Origin of the sequence: Lichenihabitans sp. Uapishka_5, assembly GCF_033947565.1 — a bacterium.
Lineage (GTDB): Bacteria > Pseudomonadota > Alphaproteobacteria > Rhizobiales > Beijerinckiaceae > Lichenihabitans.
This window is the reverse complement of record NZ_JARPVX010000088.1, coordinates 1-15,003: the sequence shown is the minus strand read 5'-3', so window position 1 is coordinate 15,003 and position 15,003 is coordinate 1. Positions and strand designations below refer to the sequence as shown.

The window sequence follows — 15,003 nt, the reverse complement described above, 5'->3', positions numbered from 1 at the left end:
GCCTCCGCAGGCTGGGCGACCGCATCAATCCCGAGGTGCAGCCGTTCGAACGGCTCGGCCGCCTCGCGCTGATAGCTACCCTCGCCGAAGGAGGGGCGCATGGCTGAGAACGCCCCGAACGCCGATCAGGCAGTCATCGACGCCGCGGTCGAGGCCCGACGCTGCCAGCAGGCCTACGTCGCTGCCAGCGAGCGAGCCGCCGATCTCGACGAGGCGACCGCTTGGCGCTTCGTGGAACTTGGGGAATGTCCGGTCTCTCCGGCGGACGAAGCCGGCCGTAAAGCCGTCAACGATGCCATGATCGACCTATTGGCGGCGATGCCCTACCTCACACCCGAAGCGACCAAGGCCGCGGACGAACTCGGCAAGCGAACCCTCGCCAAGATGTGGGGCGACCACAACACATGGCGTGAGCGCTGGCGCGAGATCGCGGCCGAGGTCGGCTCCACTGAAAGTGAGCGTGAGCACGATGACGCTTCAAACGCTGAGGTGGCGAGCATATACGCCCTAGCGGATATACGGGCGACGACGTGGGCCGGTGTGCTGGCCAAGGCGTCGGTTTTCGAAGATCAGGGCGTGGACGACGACGGGCCGGCCTTCTGCCACGAAAAGCTCGCGCTCTCGATCGCGCGCGACCTGAAGGCCATGGCCACAGGCCCTACCCCGCCAAGCGGCGCCACCACGGCCTAGCCCGGTGCGCCTCGGCCTCACGGCGCGCGGCTTCGAGCTTCGCCTCGAGGTCGCGCTCCCGGCCGCGTCCATCCTCGATTGAGGCGGCAAACCGCTGCGCCAACTCGTGCAGCTCGGCTGCGATGCGATCGGCCCGGGTGTGAGCCTGCTCCGCCCGCTCGCGTTCGGCCAGCCGCTCGCCCCTTTCCCGTTCCTCGGCGGAACGCGCTTCACGCAACCGGTCCTCCAGCTCCGCGATACGGGCTTGCAGGAGCGGCACCGGGTCGGGTTCCGGGTGTTTCACCGGGCGGTGTACGGGCGGCACGTCGGCCGTATCACCGGGTGGAGTACGGGCCGCATCGAGTGGCACCAGCACCAGGGCCTTACCCTCGTTGCCGAGCTTCTTGCCCCAGTGCTCCCGCCGGGCGCGCTGGCGCACCGACTCGGGCGTCATGCCGAGGGCGGTCGCGGCGTCCTGGTAATTGAGCCAACGGTCGGCCGACATGGAATGCACCCCGCGTCACCGGCCGCATTCCGGGGCGGAGTCCGGGCGCGTCACCGGGCGGTGGAATATCGTTCTGATCGAGAACGATAAACGGCCGGCACTCCGGGTGGAATGCGGGCCGCATTCCGGGGTGGGATGCGCCCGTATAGGGGTGCCGCATCCATGGTTAACGCAAGGTGAAAGCCCATCCGATTGCGGGGAAACGCTTGGCTTTTGCCGGTTTCCCTCCCATAATGAGGCTTGTCACTAAGATCCCTAGCCCGCGCTGACTTGCCCGTCCGCGCGGGCCGTTTCGTTTCAGGCCTTGGTGGCCAGATCAATGGTCGAGGGCCACAGCCCGACCTTCTTCGGCCGCAACGAAGAAGGCTGGCCAGGCGGGGGGGTGCCTCAGGTTAAGATCTATCGTGGCGAGGTCTGCCGTGCATTGCCCCCGGGGGCAATAACCAGTCGCGGTTATGCGCTGTGCATCATGACACAATGACAGAGTGCGCATGACGCGGCCGGTATTACGCCCGGAGCGCCACCGGCAGCATGGTCCGGCGCGGCGCCGATCGGCGGGCTTCCTTCGACCGTGCCGAAATGTGCCGGCGGGCGCCGAGGGCACGATGCGCCTCATAGGTCTGCCGGGCCTGGGTTCGGTGGATGTGGGAGCGGTCGGACAGGTCCGCGAAGATGCGGAGCGGCTTGGGGGCTTCGCCTGGGTCGATCCAGGGGCGCTGCGGCGCCGAGGGCGGCAGCACGGCGATGGTGTCGAGCCGGGCCGAGAGGTCGGCCGCCAGGAGGTCGAGCGCGGCCCACCAGGCGGCGTATTCGGCCCGCTCCTCGACCATGCCGCGCGGATCAGGATCGAACCGGAGGGGCGAGTGCGACCCGGACGGGTAGGTGCCGCGGTTGCCCTCGACCGGCACCAGGCACTCGTATTCCACCTCGCCGCCCGTTACGGTGCCGTCGACCATGGTGGCCCACCGGTAGCAGCGCGGCCGGCCGCCGTCCGTATGGACGGGCATGGGATAGGTCTTGTCGTGCCAGTAGGGGCGTTTGCGGAGCTTCGCGAAACCAACGGTCGTGGAGACGACCTGGCGCAGGGCCCGGCGCATGGCGTCATGCTCGTCGATGCCGAAGGCTGCGAGGTCCGGCGCGAGGTCGAGCCCGTCCTCGATCGGCATCTCGACGAAGCGCGCTAGGCTCTCGACGGCCGCCTCGACCTTCAGGGCGTCGGGGTGCGGGTCGCCCATGATGGTGGGGAAGCCCGGCTCGCGGTGCCAGTTATCGATCCGGACGCCGTATTGCCCGAGCCGAAACATGGGAGAGACCTGGCACGGCTCGCTCACCCGGTCGCGGCTGCGCTTCGGCAGCTCGTCCCGGAAGGCCCAGGAGATCACGTCCTCCACGTCCATGACGCGCTTGCGGATGGCGGTGGAGGCGGAGGCGGCAGGCTTCGTCATGAGAGACCCCGGATTGAGGAGGTCGCCTTCAGTCGGGCACGGATTTCACGGGCGTCAAGAGGTTTCACAGAGGAGGGCCGCGTGGCGCTCCGTCGCTTCCCGGTTGAGCCCGGCCGCGATCAGCTCGGCCGCCAGCTTACGGCTGGTGTCGGCCGAGGTGAGGGGCCAGCCCATCTCCCGGCACATGGCGCTCCAGGGCTCCCGCTGCGATCGGCACCGCGCCCAGGCGAACAGGTGTAACCGGGACCGGGGGTGATCAGCCAGGAACCGCGGCGCCCATGAGAAGGCGTCGGCCGTGGACGGGTGCGCGTCATAGGCGCGGAACGTGCCGCCCGACGTGAAGACCGCGCGCCCGGGCAGCACCCGGAAGGCTTGCACCAGGTGGTCGGCTACGAGGGCGGCAGTCCAGAAAGTCGAGGGCACGGCCTGGGGTACATAGCAGGAACAGAGGTGCGTGACACGTCACGGCCGAACAGGCGTGACGCGTCACGGGCACGGATATGTTTCAGGGTGAGGGAGTAACGGGGGATGTCGGTGGCCGGTGCAATGGCCAGCCTCCGCGAAGGACGCAGCCCACAAGGCCCACAAGGATCCCCGCAGGAATGCCCACAAGAAGCGCGTATTCACACCACACGCACTCAGGCGTTCTGTCGTCCGTATAGGCGCCGTGACTGTCTCTTACCGGAGTGATCCGGGGCGCTTGGATGGGGGGAGTATAGGCAGAACCTGTAAAGGCGCCATCTTGGCCGAACCTATTAGGAGTGCGCCATGGTGCCCATGTTCGACAGAAACTCCGACCTGAAAGGTTGGTTTGATCCAGGACGACACCTATTCGACACGAGCTGCAACTGGATCGCCTTTGAAGCCGGCGGCCATCTGTGGTCCGCAGAAAAAGGGGATTGGCTCGGACCTTTGAAGGGGCTGTGCGCCCTGGACACGTCTGGTCGACCTGTTCTCTGGAGCTCTTCTGGCAGTGTTGGCGGCATGGCGCGACCAGCAAGGCCGGCCCGCGCTGCACGACCGGCGCGACCTGCACGCCCAGCTCGTCCGGCTACGCCTGCACGACCCGCGCGACCAGCTGCACCAAGCGGAGGCTGGAGCCCATTGTCATTTGAGGAGTGGACCGCAGGATAGTCCGGATTGACGCCGGGGCTGGCGCAAGGGCCGAGCCGGGGAACGCTACAATCGTAGCTGAAAGGTCCGGTAATGCGACCTGTTCTGTTTATCGTTGCAGTGCTGATGAGCAGGGCGGCCGAGGCGCGGCCCTATCATTCGCATGGGTCCGCAGCCCCGGTTGTCTGGTCTTTCGTGGCACTCTGGATAGTCGCTGCGATCGTGTTCGGGATCATCGCAGCCTACGGTGCTATCAGACAGGCTATCCGGCGGCGGCTAGGAAAATAGGCATGACACTGGATCGGCACCGGGAATGGCGGTTATCGGAAGCGATCAGGCTCCCGCGTCAGCAGTCCGGATGGTGAAAGCTGCCTCGATCGCCGCGCGCACGGCCGTGTCGAGGTCGGCTGGCGCCCGGTTCAACAGATCGACGGCCACGGCGCTCGGCGCCAGGTAGATGGCCCGGCCGTCCGGATAGTTGAGCCGGACAATGCACGGCCCCTTGTCCGCACCGGGCCACTGCTTGACGAAGGCCAACTCCTCTGAAGGATCGTGCCCGATGAGGAGCAGGAGCTGGTCGATCCGCATCCACGGCGCCGGATAGCTGGGCCTCAAGGCCGGCCAGAGGTCGAGCGAGCCCGACCCGATCGGGACCGTCTTAAATGGCTGCATGGCTGGCCTCCTGGAGATCAAGCGCCGTCCGGATCACGCCGGCCCGCTCGGCCGAAACGAAGCCGAACCGCACGGCGTTGTGGATGTAGAGGTCGGCCAGCACGGGCGAGATCGTCCGGACCTTGCCCTGATTGGCCGATACGAGGCCGGCCGTGGCGATGAAGCTGGTCTGGCTGGCCTCAGGGATCGCCAAGGCGGCGAGCAGGGCGTCGAGGCCGATCCACACGGCTTTGTCCGGGTGGCCGATCGGGGGCTCATAGAGCGGCACGGCATAGCCGCCGGCGTCGAGTGTCCGAAGCGGCGGCACGGGCGGCCGATAGAAATTGGGCTCAACGAACATCGTAGGTGCGCTCCACGATTGTGATGGAGGGATGAAGGGGACTGCTCAGGGTGGCGGCCCAAGCGCGGCGCTGGCGGCGGTGTTCCGCATCCTCCCGGGCCGCGCGGACGGGCGCCAGCACGTCGGCGATGTCGAGGTCCGTCAGCGCCTCGCGCTCCAGCAAGGCGGCGGCTATGGCTTCGACGGCGTCCCAGTTCTCATCGACCAGGCGCTTCGCTTCGCGCTCGCAATGGTCACTTACGATCGCGGCGACGTCCTGAGTCCGGCAGAGCGCCGCGAGGTGCCGCGCTATATTCTCACGGTCGCTGTCGCCGCCGTCACGGCGCCGAGGCGCATGGCGTTTCGCGGCGGCCGGTCCCGCAAAGCAGATTGTCACGTCCCCTACGGAACAGCAGTGGCCGTCGTTGCCGAGAAGGTAGACGGCCAAGCCGCCGCGGGGCGGCTTGTCGATGATGTCTGCGCTGATCGGATAGGCTCCAATCGCCCATGCGACCGCAATGTGGCCGCCTTCATGGAAGGCTTTCCAGCGGCGCTCATCCTGCTGATCTGCCAGGAGGTCATCGAAGGTGAAGGCGCCCTCCGGCTCATCCACGTCCGGAGCCGCCTCAGGATGCCCGCTCATAGGCAAAACTGTAGTTCACGGTCGTTGAACCCCGGCACGACGACTTCGCCATACTGGGTGCGGATTTCGGGCAACCGGAGGTGTTGCACGATCGATGGGTTGGGCGACATGTAGGTCGTCTTGCCTTCCTCGTCCCGGTGGAAGGTAGTGAGGCACTCGACCCCGAGCACCTGGCCTGGCTGGCCAGCCTCCGCCAGGGCGGTGCTTGCTCGCTGCGCCTCGGCCTCGGCCTCTTGGATGGCCGCGATGCCCTCGACCAGTTCGCGGGCAATGACGGCGTAGCGGCCGTGCAGCCAAGCCCGGGCCGCATCGGCCTTGGTCTGCGCATCGATCCGACGCTTGGTCAGGGCCGCTTCGGCCTCACGCGCGCCGACCTCGGCCAGCTCCACCTCCAGCGCCTCGCTGCGGGCCTCCAGGCGTGCCACCAGGCGCCGCACGTCCACCAGGCGTGCCTCATGGGCGTCGACGGCCGAGTCCTCGGCGTTCAAAAGGAGACCCGGCCGCATCGCCTCCAGGTCGGCCATCTCGCCGCGGGCGGACGCGAGCTGCGCGGCGTTCGTCGTCAGTGCCTCGGCAACGTCGCTGGACGTAGTGAGCTTTGCGCGAAGGGCGCGGAAGGTCGGAAGTTTCACGAACGGTCCTTTCGGTCTGAAAACAGGGAGAGAGGGCGCGACTTTACTTCCACGGCACGCGCAAGCGCGCCGGAGCGCGCGTGCAAGTTATTGATGGTGCGTGGGGATTTCCGGCCGGCCGATCACGGCGCCGAGGCCAGACATAAAGATAAAATCGCGTTTGAAAATTTGGGAGACACCGGTCGAGTGCGGTGGCGCGTTCCCCGCGGGGGCGCGACCCCTGGGGAGGGACCCGCGACGGGGTGGGGCTGGGTGGCCCTGGCTCGGCCGTCAGGCCCGTCCGAGCCGCGCGTGCTTGGGCGAGATCGCCTCGCGCTCGTGCCGCTCCAGGCGCTCCACCGCAGCCATCACGGCGTGACCCGCTCCGGTGTGACGGGTTGCGAGCTGCGAGGCGTGGCCGACATAAAAGTCATCACGCGCGTACCGGATGATGCGCGCCACGAGCGACCGCTCGCCCTTATGATCGAACAGGATGTTCACGGGACGGCCGCCGGCAAGCTCTTTGCGAGCCGCCACCGCGATGGCACGGCTGTCGGCCGACGTAACCGCGATGATGGCGGTAGCTTCGGGATGGTGGATGCTGTGCATCGGTCGAGGTCCAGACAAGGCAAGGCCCGCGCGAGGCGGGCCGGAAGGTTGGATGATGCCGGCCATGCCCTCCTTGTCTCCACCTCGGCGCGTGCCGGAGAGAAGGGCTTCCCGCTGTTGGGCGGGCCGGCGACGCCCGCAAGAAGAGGCACGCGCGTTGATGAGGCCGGGCGGATCGCCACGGCCGAAGGTTAGAAGAGGTCGTTGTCCGAGCGGAACGGGCGCTCGGGCTTACGCTCCAGCCAGCCGAGGCGGGACGGAACGTCCGGTCCCCGCCAGCGCTTGTGTTCCTCAAAGCCGTACCGACCATCGTTCGCGTCGGGCGTGGGCTTGGGATCGGGCTGGTCGAGCCGCACCAGGGCCGCGCCAAACCGCGCGAGCAGCCGGCGCATCATCGCGGGTCCCTATCGCTGACGCGGGTGACTCCCGCGGCGAAGCTCATCACCGCATCCCAGGCGCGGACCACGATAGGCGCCGGCAGGCCAGGCCGTTCGATCTCGTAGCCGCCGCTCACTTGGCGCACAGCGCCGAGGTAGGCGTCGCCCTTCGCAAGGTGCATCTTGGTGCCCTCATCGATCATGCGGCGGAGGTCGCCCGAGAAGCTGCAGGGCTCGCGAGCCGGCTCCGGCCGGGCGCGCTGCACAGGCTTCGGCCAAACGCGGTCCCGGAAACGCTCGGCCGCTGCGCGCGTTGTGAACTCCTCGCGCACGCGCTGGCCATAGGGATCGTTTCCCCGCACCACAAATATCGGATGCTCGCCGCTGACATTCCCGAAGTAGGTTTCATCCGTGATGGTGGCCATGGTCAGAGGAACCCCTTGCCGGCATGGTCCTGCCAAATGCGGGCGCGCCGGTCATACTTGCGGACGGTCTCGACACTTCGATGCCGCGTCTGGGCCATGACCTTCAGGAGGTCGGCCCCGGTTTCGAGCGCCGAGGTGACGAACCCGGCTCGGAGCGAGTGTCCCGAGAAGGCGGATGGATCGAGCTTCGCGCCGATCGCGTATCGCTTCACGATGCGCGCCACGGCTCGGTCCTCGAGTCGACCAGGCTGGAGGCGGTCGCCCTTGTTCACGGGCCGAAACAGCGGCCCTTCGGTGATACCGGCCGCCGAGAGCCATGCGTCCAGAGCCTCGACCGGCCTCAGCTTCGATCCGCGCGGGATCGCCACTTCATGGCCGCTGCCTTCCTGATCGGTCTTACTCTTCCGAATGCGAATGATGATGCCTTCGGGCTGGCGCTCGATGTCTGCCACGTTGAGGGCAACCAGCTCGGATCGGCGTAGCGCGGCGGCGAAGCCGATCAGCAGCAACGCCCGATCGCGTTTGCCGGCCAGCGTGCCAGGTGCCCGCTTCAGCATGGCCGTGATCGTCTTGGCCGTGGCCGGCGCCTTGGCGTCCACAGCCGTGCCGATCGAGCGCCGAATGCCCCGCATGACCGACTTCACGGCCTTTTGCGCCGTAGGACTATCGTGGCCGTGGGCCTTGTGCGCGAAGCTGATGGCAGCAGCTCGCCGCGTGATGGTCGAAACCTTCAGTCCGGCATCGGCCAAAGAGGCGAGATAGGCCGCAACCGTCGCCTGGTCGGCCGGAAGGGCGACCGCGTTCACGGACTCGCACCAGGCCCTGAACGCCGAAAAGTCGCTCGCATAGGCGCGTTGAGTCGCATCGGATTTCTCGGCTCGGGCATAGTTTTTTGCCGAGGCGAGCCCAAGCTCGATCTGCGCACCAGGGCGCACGTAGGCTTCGCCGAGCGAAGCAAGCACGGCGGAGGTCATGGTCAGGATCTCGGAAACGGCCTGCTATTGCGGCCGGGAAGGAACATTATCGGTCACGATCTATCTCTGAGATCGGACAAGGGACCCGCCCGGATGGCGAGCAGACAAAACAAAGCCCGGCAGCTTTACAGCTCCGGGCTCGGGTCGGGTCCATCCAGGCGCGGTGGACCGTTCGGGAGATTGTCAAGTTTTCGTGCCGCGTCAAGCGGAATTGTGCCCGAGAAGCATAGCCGTTTCTTGCAGACCAGCGTGAGCGTCGCCATTTGAGGAGCATTGCTTACCGGCGCTCGCCGGCCTTTTCAGGACGTAACTACATGGCACGATGCACAGCACCAAAATACGGCCACCGGACAGCGAGCGGCAGGGATGAATGCCCCGCGTGTGGCGGCCGATCCCGGTTCGGCGGCTATGGCCGCTCTTATGCAACCCCGTCCTATTCCTTCCAGGGAAGCGGAGGCAGTCACAGCACCGGGGGCGGGTCAAGCGGTGGCAGTAGCAGCCCTAAACCGCGCTGGTCGAAGTCGGACTCGTCCCTCGTTTACACACCTACCCAGATACGTGCGCTCACACCGGTGCGCGATCAGATCGAAGAGCGGGCCACAATCGACCTGCGAGATGTCTTCCTCTGCCATGCATGGGATGACAGGCAAGGGGTGGCTAAGGAGTTGGACGGCCTGCTCACATCGGCAGGTGTCAAGGTGTGGTTCAGCGAGAAGGATATTGCCCTTGGGGTGCCGCTGATGCGTGCCATCGACAAGGGGCTGGCAAATTCGAGGATCGGCATCGTGCTGGTGACGCCAGCCTTCCTGCAGCGCCTCAATGCCGAGGGCATAGCGGACAAGGAGCTTTCCGCGCTGCTGGCGCGTGAGCAGCTCGTGCCTGTCGTGCATGGCACGACCTATGACGCCCTGCGCGAGGTCAGTCCGCTCCTCGGCTCACGAACCGGCCTGAGCAGTGCTGAGGAGTCGATGACCAGCATTGCCGGCAAGATCGCCGAGTTGGTCAAGCTTTCCGACTGACTGGTGCGTGCAAGGCACGCCCCATCGTTGATGATAGTTGCAGATATTCTCTGCAACTATTCTGTTTGGGTATACTCAAACGGACACACGCGTTTCTTTAGCATAGGTTTTCTAATTCGAGACAGATCGTGCAGAGGCTTTGCTGAGGCAGCCCCACATCGAAATGCGTGATCTCGCATGCATCTGGCCATGCACTTTCATATGGCGTTAGACAGGGGTCTTCGTGCCATGAACATGACAGCTGGCCCATTCGGGTGGTTCGGCTGATCCTCTATGATCGTAACGTCCGATAAGCCGCTTGCCTTGAACGCTCGGACCATATCCTGGCTCGTGAGCCAAACCGCGGTTTGGTCGACGCCACCCCAGAACACCTCTTCCTTTTGGCCATAGGTGTGGCTCCAGTACCGGAGCTGAATGCCCTCGCGCTCCACCTGGGTAGGCGTAAACGGCACTGGATGACGCTCGGGGTTGTAGACGTGCGTCCACACGAAGCAGTTGTCCGCAGCATCTGCCATAGCGCGTATGAGCCGGGCCGGATCCGACATGTGGTAGAGAACGCCCGAGCAAAAAACGAGGTCGAAGCGTTCGCTGCTGTTCGCCAGGAATTCGAGGGCGTTACCGAACAAGAAGGTCGAACGTTTAAGCCCGAGCAGCTCTTTGACGATCAGGCATTTCAACCATGCCTCTGCGCTGGCCTCGACCGTTGTGACGCTTTCGGCACCCATCGTTTCAAGAATGTAGGTGTGGGCCGCTTCTAGCGGTCCAATCTCCAAGATCTTCATGCCCTGGTAGTCGGCGCGACCCAGCGCCTGCGCAGCTAGACGGGGACGCTGATCTTGGGTGAAGAGGAGGTTGGGGCCTGTGCCGTCGACTCCGAGCAGGGGGTGCAAGTCGCAGGCCCACCGATCACGGAACACGTCCACAGCCGTTTGCGCAGACGGTGCACGGGTCTCGAATTTGATCAGATTAGCCATCTAGTTCAGATCCTCGCGCCATCTCCGATACACAGTAAAGGCTTGGCCGCTTGATCCCAAGTCGCCTACTCAACGGTAAGTCGCCATGCTCACCGTCGCCTCGGCTATGCATCTCTGGCTAACCGCCTCGCCCATTTGGGTATACCGCAGCGAGGCACCAGCGCGAGACAGTTTCCGCGTCCCATCAGGGTTGTTTCCTGGCTTCCGAGACGCTACGCCAAGGCGGTCTAGAGCCTAGCGAGACACCCTGCCCATGATCTACGGCTACGCGCGCGTCAGCACCACCGATCAGGATCTGGCGATCCAGCGCGCGGCGCTGACGGCCGCCGGCTGCGTCGAGGTCCGGGCAGAGACCGTCTCGGGCACGAGCCGCACCGGCCGGCACGAGATGGACGCGCTGCTGACCTTTATGCGCAAGGGCGACACGCTGATGGTCACGCGCATCGACCGTCTGGCGCGCTCGATCGGCGACCTGCAGGATATCGTTCGCGCCCTCAAGGCAAAGGGCGTGGCTCTGAAAGCGACGGAGCAACCGATCGACACCTCGACCGCGGCCGGCAAGGCGTTCCTCGACATGCTGGGGGTGTTTGCGGAGTTCGAGACGAACCTTCGGCGCGAGCGCCAGGCCGAAGGGATCGCCAAGGCAAAGGCCGAAGGCGTCTACGAGGGCCGTAAACCGACCATTGACGTGGTGAAGGTGCGTGAGTTGCGGGGTCAGGGGCTCGGGGCGACGGAGATCGCACAGCAGCTAAGCATTGGCCGCGCAAGCGTTTACAGAGTCCTGAGCGTACAAAAATAGCTGTGGACGCGCGCCCTTCTCACGAAGAGGCATTCGACTCGGGATTCATGTCTCGGATATTGTGACGGCGCGCGGCCCTGAACGGATGTGCCCTGACACCGCACACATGATCCGCCAGGAACCGCGCGTGGCACTCCCCCCTTCCCCGATGGTTCCTGCCATCGGGGTTGAGGCCGCCTATGGTTTCGACCTACCAATCGGCCGCGCATCCTTGACTCTTGTTCGGGCCATTGACAACGGCAGGAGTGCACGCAGGCGGACTGCTTCGGACTATTTCCACAGGGCAAGATACGTGCCAATTCGGACTATCAATATCGGGCTATCCTGAAACAGAAAGGCCCTCACGCTTGCGGCGTAAGGGCCTTTGCTTTGGGACCTGAAATTCGCACCCACCAAAGCGGGCGCGCTTGCGCGCTACCTCAGATCCTCCAAACCCGCCTTGAGCAACGCCATGGGTTCTAGCCGCGACGCGCCCTAACAGGACATTGCAAAGATAAGCGTCCTTGCCTGCCAAATCAATAACCCTGGCTATAGCCCCAGACTGGCCCGGAGCGCGGCATCGATCCGCTCCATATCGGAGGCCGCGAACCACTCCGAAACGTAGTGGCCTCGGATGTTCGGCCGCGTCAGGCGCGCATGAGAAACCGAGGCTAGCATGGAGCACTTCGCCCACACGTCGACCGTGATGCTCCTGTACCGGCCGGCTGGGATGAGGACTGCCGTGGGATCGCCCTCAGCGGCGGGCGTCGCGCTGAGCGGAACAGCGACACACAATCCGAGACCATCCCGACCCCGGGCGTTCTGTCCTTCTGGCGAGACGATGATGCACCGGCGCTGCTTCGGGATCTCTGGCCGAACGCCGATCGGGCCTAATGTGGTCGGCCGAGGCGCCGCCCATCGCTCAGGGCCGAAGTCGCAGATCAGGACGGCGCCACGGCGCGGGGTGAAGCTGATCCTCATGGTCGGTTATCCGATTTCATGCGCACGGAACAGAAAGTCGTCGTCGAAGCACGCGGATTTCCGCAGCTCGGGTTCCGTCTGTCGCAATCCGAGTTGGAGGCCGTTAGCAGTTCGCTCGGCTTCTGAAATGCTGGCGTCATGCGGCCGACGCCTGTCCGACTTCCAGGAGGAAGCGTTCTGCTGCGCTCCCGACCTGGACCAGGTACGGCAGGGCCTGCCGGAGCGGCGCGATCGAGTCCGGCGGAGGATCGTACCAGCGCCCGCCTTTCGCCCGCAGCGCGGCCAGGCTCCGCTCATCGACTTTTGTCATCTTGCGCAGGCCGTAAAGGCGCCGGTTCTCGGCGTAATCCTCTCGCGTCCAGCCTGCGAAGTTGTCCGGCCCACGGCGGCCATCATCCTGCAGGAGAACCTTGTGGGGGATGATGTTCAGCGTTTCGCCATTTTCGGAGACGGCGATCGCGAAGTGATGGACCCCCGCGGAGAGGCCCGGCAGGCCTACGCTGGACGCCAGGATGCCCACGAAGTTTTTCCAGTCCTCCCACGGCACGCCTTCCCAATGGCTATGGTCCTCGACCCAATGGAGGACCGTAGCCTCTAAATCGTCGATCATCGTGCCTCCCTCCTGGAACGGTCAGGATGCACGGCCGCCGATGCTGTCAGCCCGTCGGCTGACTCCTTGAGCGATTCTGTCGTCATGAGGCGGTCTTCGGAAGTGCGCTGTCCTTCCGGACGAGTTTCCCGAGCCGCGCGAGTGCCGCTTCAACGGCATTTCCGACCTGTTCCCCTTGCAATGAGCCGCGCCGTTCAGGCGCGTCTGATAGTGAATCCTCTTGGATTCCGGTTCCTGACGGCAAATCGGTTTTAGAAGATTGGCGTGGCCGAACCGCTGGGGGCTGGGAACGTCCCGCAGCCTGAGGGTCGATGAAACGGTAGCTGTTCGACGTGCGGATCACGCGGACACGCCATCCCAGACCCTCCTGGTGGCGCCTGATACGGGCAAGGCGGTTGACCCAGGTCAGCAGCCCAGCCCGCTCCAGCATGCGGATGGCCTCGCCCACGGTTGACGCGGCGCAGCCGGCCTTCTCGGCGATACGGGCGTATCCGGGGAAGCACTTGCCGGAGTCGGCGTTGTGGAAGCCGAAGAGCAGCGCCTCCAAAACGGCCAGCGCCTTGGCCGTGACGGCTCCATAGGCGCGGCCCGGCTCGGTGCGGCGCACAAGCGCTCTGGCCAGCACCATAAGGCGGGCCTTGCCGTTCCGGTCCAGCGGGACCGGACGGCCGTCGCCGAAGAGCTTCTCACGCCGCCCTCGGCCTATGCGTTTCAACATGCCTCGCACCCCTATCGGGGCCGCGCTGGCGCAAAGCTCTACCGTCCACGGAAGTGACGCTTCCGCGTTGACTCGGAGTCCGAGTCATGAGAGCCTCACAGGTGCAGGGGTTGTGATGGCCCTCATCGATATCAAGAGCCCTAGGCCGGCAAGCCTGGGGCTCTTCTCGTTTCACGTCCTACGTGGCCAATGGTCTCCGTTGGTGGCCCGGTGAATCACCCGGCCTGATCGCACATCACGCCTAGCCTGCGGCGGTGTGTCAAACCGCCGAAACCCCGGCACCAGCGCCGATAGGCCCTTGAGCCCTCGCGCATGCGGCGCGCCACATCGATGGCCGTGGCTTCCTCGATCTCGACCATGACGTGCGCGACGCCGGCCGATTGATCGGGCGAAAGCTTCAGGACCGCCAACGTCGCCAGCGCACCTGCCGGTATCATGAAGTTGTTCCCCAGCACTTAGAGAATAAGTTTGTGACTCCGCTTGCACCCTGGAGTCGAGTCCAAACTTCTAGGGGAAAGTGGAGAGTCTAGGCAGTTATCCACAGCCCTGTTGCTTATGTATTCGACTCTCGACCGCCTACGTTAACGCGGCGAAGACTCGCCATTGATTCCCCGTTAATTTATTCAGCTTGGGGAGGGTTAACGACCCGTAGCATGGAGGGCCGAGCGGGCTTGTTCTTCCCCCTGGAGGAAAGTCCGCACACATCGCGGACGAGTTCAGGCCTTCCGCAGCCGCACCCCAGCGCCGCCACCGTTCTCGGGGATGAACTCGACGCCGGCGGCCTCAAGGGCGCGCACAATTGCCGAGAGTGTTTGTACGTTGGCTGACACCAAGCCGACCGTCCTCTCAATCCGCTTGATGGTGTCGACCGACACCCCTGCTCGGGAAGCCAAATCACCCTGCTCTATGCGGACCATCGCCCGCGCGCCCCGGATCTGCTCTCCCGTGAAGTTCAAAATACACCTTTAGCTGTTTCGTTAATCTTATAGCTTGACCACCGTACGTGGCACAACTTAACTAAAGGTGTAACCGAAACTACGAAAAGGGCAACGCACCATGAGGATGGATCGCGAACGGAGACGGCTGGCCTGGAGTCGCATGACACGCAAGCAACGGGCTTATAGCTGCGGCCTGCTGGCGGGCGCCGTCTTCTGGTCGGCCGTATCGGCCGGCCTGGGACTATACGTGACGATCATTTCTGGAGGGCGCCGCCGTGGCTAAAGCCCCTACTGAAACAAATCGGCTTGAGGATCTCGCATCCACAGCGGCGTGTCGGGCCACCATCGCCATCGAGCTGTTCGTGAGCCTGCGAAGGCACGACGGAACGCTGAGCAATAGCAGCTGCAACCTTCTGGCGTTTGCCCTGAAGGACAGTGGCGAGGCTGCTTCAATCCTAGAGCATGCGGCCAAGGCCGTGGAGGGCGACCATGCATAACCGTCCCCGCTTTCACGACTCAGTCGAGGAACATGCCCGGCTGCTGGCGATCCGCGCCCGCATCGATGCCCGCCTCCGCAGGCTGGGCGACCGCATCAATCCCGAGGTGCAGCCGTTCGAACGGCT

Annotated in this window: 21 protein-coding genes; 4 read left to right on the top strand and 17 right to left on the bottom strand. The window is 64.9% G+C overall.

Annotated elements, in window-relative coordinates:
* Positions 1 to 99: 99 nt before the first annotated feature.
* Positions 100 to 690: a hypothetical protein gene (locus P7D22_RS19610; RefSeq protein WP_319935946.1), complete on the top strand. Its 591-nt coding sequence runs from the start codon at positions 100 to 102 to the stop codon at positions 688 to 690.
* On the opposite strand, the gene P7D22_RS19605 is transcribed toward P7D22_RS19610, so the two are convergent.
* From P7D22_RS19605 to P7D22_RS19595, 3 genes are all read right to left on the bottom strand, one after another.
* Complete coding sequence (locus P7D22_RS19605; protein ID WP_319935945.1) at positions 659 to 1,174, bottom strand: hypothetical protein; 516 nt, start codon at positions 1,172 to 1,174, stop codon at positions 659 to 661. The two genes, P7D22_RS19610 and P7D22_RS19605, sit on opposite strands and share 32 nt — an antisense overlap.
* 506 nt (positions 1,175 to 1,680) lie before the next feature.
* Complete coding sequence (locus tag P7D22_RS19600; RefSeq protein WP_319935944.1) at positions 1,681 to 2,619, bottom strand: hypothetical protein; 939 nt, start codon at positions 2,617 to 2,619, stop codon at positions 1,681 to 1,683.
* A gap of 54 nt (positions 2,620 to 2,673) precedes the next feature.
* The gene (locus P7D22_RS19595) at positions 2,674 to 3,042 is read right to left on the bottom strand and encodes a hypothetical protein (protein WP_319935943.1); all 369 of its coding nucleotides are present in this window, start codon (positions 3,040 to 3,042) and stop codon (positions 2,674 to 2,676) included.
* A 345-nt stretch (positions 3,043 to 3,387) separates the two neighbouring features.
* Between P7D22_RS19595 and P7D22_RS23575 the strand changes: the two genes are divergently transcribed.
* Positions 3,388 to 3,753, top strand: a complete 366-nt coding sequence (locus P7D22_RS23575) for a 4-fold beta flower protein (RefSeq protein ID WP_442916121.1) — start codon at positions 3,388 to 3,390, stop codon at positions 3,751 to 3,753.
* 312 nt (positions 3,754 to 4,065) lie between these two features.
* Here the strand turns inward: P7D22_RS23575 and P7D22_RS19590 are convergent, their stop codons facing one another.
* The 8 genes from P7D22_RS19590 to P7D22_RS19555 form a co-directional block, all read right to left on the bottom strand.
* The gene (locus P7D22_RS19590) at positions 4,066 to 4,320 is read right to left on the bottom strand and encodes a hypothetical protein (protein WP_319935942.1); all 255 of its coding nucleotides are present in this window, start codon (positions 4,318 to 4,320) and stop codon (positions 4,066 to 4,068) included.
* A 70-nt stretch (positions 4,321 to 4,390) separates the two neighbouring features.
* Positions 4,391 to 4,744, bottom strand: a complete 354-nt coding sequence (locus P7D22_RS19585; RefSeq protein WP_319935941.1) for a hypothetical protein — start codon at positions 4,742 to 4,744, stop codon at positions 4,391 to 4,393.
* On the bottom strand, positions 4,734 to 5,366 hold the full coding sequence (locus tag P7D22_RS19580) for a hypothetical protein (protein ID WP_319935940.1): 633 nt from the start codon (positions 5,364 to 5,366) through the stop codon (positions 4,734 to 4,736). Before P7D22_RS19580 ends, P7D22_RS19585 begins: the two co-directional genes overlap by 11 nt.
* Positions 5,363 to 5,998 (bottom strand): hypothetical protein, encoded by a 636-nt coding sequence (locus tag P7D22_RS19575; protein WP_319935939.1) that lies wholly within the window; start codon positions 5,996 to 5,998, stop codon positions 5,363 to 5,365. The genes P7D22_RS19580 and P7D22_RS19575 overlap by 4 nt, the downstream gene beginning before the upstream one ends.
* A gap of 270 nt (positions 5,999 to 6,268) precedes the next feature.
* Entirely contained in the window at positions 6,269 to 6,586 is a 318-nt protein-coding gene (locus P7D22_RS19570) for a hypothetical protein (RefSeq protein ID WP_319935938.1), read from the bottom strand.
* Between the two features lie 191 nt (positions 6,587 to 6,777).
* The gene (locus P7D22_RS19565) at positions 6,778 to 6,981 is read right to left on the bottom strand and encodes a hypothetical protein (protein ID WP_319935937.1); all 204 of its coding nucleotides are present in this window, start codon (positions 6,979 to 6,981) and stop codon (positions 6,778 to 6,780) included.
* Positions 6,978 to 7,388: a hypothetical protein gene (locus tag P7D22_RS19560; protein WP_319935936.1), complete on the bottom strand. Its 411-nt coding sequence runs from the start codon at positions 7,386 to 7,388 to the stop codon at positions 6,978 to 6,980. The genes P7D22_RS19565 and P7D22_RS19560 overlap by 4 nt, the downstream gene beginning before the upstream one ends.
* 2 nt (positions 7,389 to 7,390) lie before the next feature.
* Complete coding sequence (locus P7D22_RS19555) at positions 7,391 to 8,362, bottom strand: site-specific integrase (RefSeq protein WP_319935935.1); 972 nt, start codon at positions 8,360 to 8,362, stop codon at positions 7,391 to 7,393.
* A 572-nt stretch (positions 8,363 to 8,934) separates the two neighbouring features.
* Here P7D22_RS19555 and P7D22_RS19550 point away from each other — a divergent pair.
* Entirely contained in the window at positions 8,935 to 9,381 is a 447-nt protein-coding gene (locus tag P7D22_RS19550) for a toll/interleukin-1 receptor domain-containing protein (protein ID WP_319935934.1), read from the top strand.
* Positions 9,382 to 9,578: 197 nt separating this feature from the next.
* On the opposite strand, the gene P7D22_RS19545 is transcribed toward P7D22_RS19550, so the two are convergent.
* A complete protein-coding gene (locus P7D22_RS19545) occupies positions 9,579 to 10,355 on the bottom strand; it encodes a class I SAM-dependent methyltransferase (RefSeq protein ID WP_319935933.1) in 777 nt (258 codons plus the stop codon).
* A gap of 253 nt (positions 10,356 to 10,608) precedes the next feature.
* Between P7D22_RS19545 and P7D22_RS19540 the strand changes: the two genes are divergently transcribed.
* Positions 10,609 to 11,154 carry a recombinase family protein gene (locus P7D22_RS19540; protein ID WP_319935932.1) on the top strand — a complete coding sequence of 182 codons (546 nt, stop codon included), beginning with the start codon at positions 10,609 to 10,611 and terminating at the stop codon, positions 11,152 to 11,154.
* Positions 11,155 to 11,682: 528 nt separating this feature from the next.
* On the opposite strand, the gene P7D22_RS23570 is transcribed toward P7D22_RS19540, so the two are convergent.
* The 5 genes from P7D22_RS23570 to P7D22_RS19520 form a co-directional block, all read right to left on the bottom strand.
* Positions 11,683 to 12,114, bottom strand: a complete 432-nt coding sequence (locus P7D22_RS23570; protein ID WP_442916120.1) for a type II toxin-antitoxin system PemK/MazF family toxin — start codon at positions 12,112 to 12,114, stop codon at positions 11,683 to 11,685.
* Between the two features lie 136 nt (positions 12,115 to 12,250).
* Positions 12,251 to 12,724 carry a hypothetical protein gene (locus P7D22_RS19535; RefSeq protein ID WP_319935931.1) on the bottom strand — a complete coding sequence of 158 codons (474 nt, stop codon included), beginning with the start codon at positions 12,722 to 12,724 and terminating at the stop codon, positions 12,251 to 12,253.
* A gap of 82 nt (positions 12,725 to 12,806) precedes the next feature.
* Positions 12,807 to 13,442, bottom strand: a complete 636-nt coding sequence (locus tag P7D22_RS19530; RefSeq protein ID WP_319935930.1) for a helix-turn-helix domain-containing protein — start codon at positions 13,440 to 13,442, stop codon at positions 12,807 to 12,809.
* Between the two features lie 215 nt (positions 13,443 to 13,657).
* Complete coding sequence (locus tag P7D22_RS19525) at positions 13,658 to 13,879, bottom strand: hypothetical protein (RefSeq protein ID WP_319935929.1); 222 nt, start codon at positions 13,877 to 13,879, stop codon at positions 13,658 to 13,660.
* A 279-nt stretch (positions 13,880 to 14,158) separates the two neighbouring features.
* Positions 14,159 to 14,398, bottom strand: coding sequence for a helix-turn-helix domain-containing protein (locus P7D22_RS19520; RefSeq protein WP_319935928.1), 240 nt, complete (start codon positions 14,396 to 14,398; stop codon positions 14,159 to 14,161).
* Positions 14,399 to 15,003 lie beyond the last annotated feature (605 nt).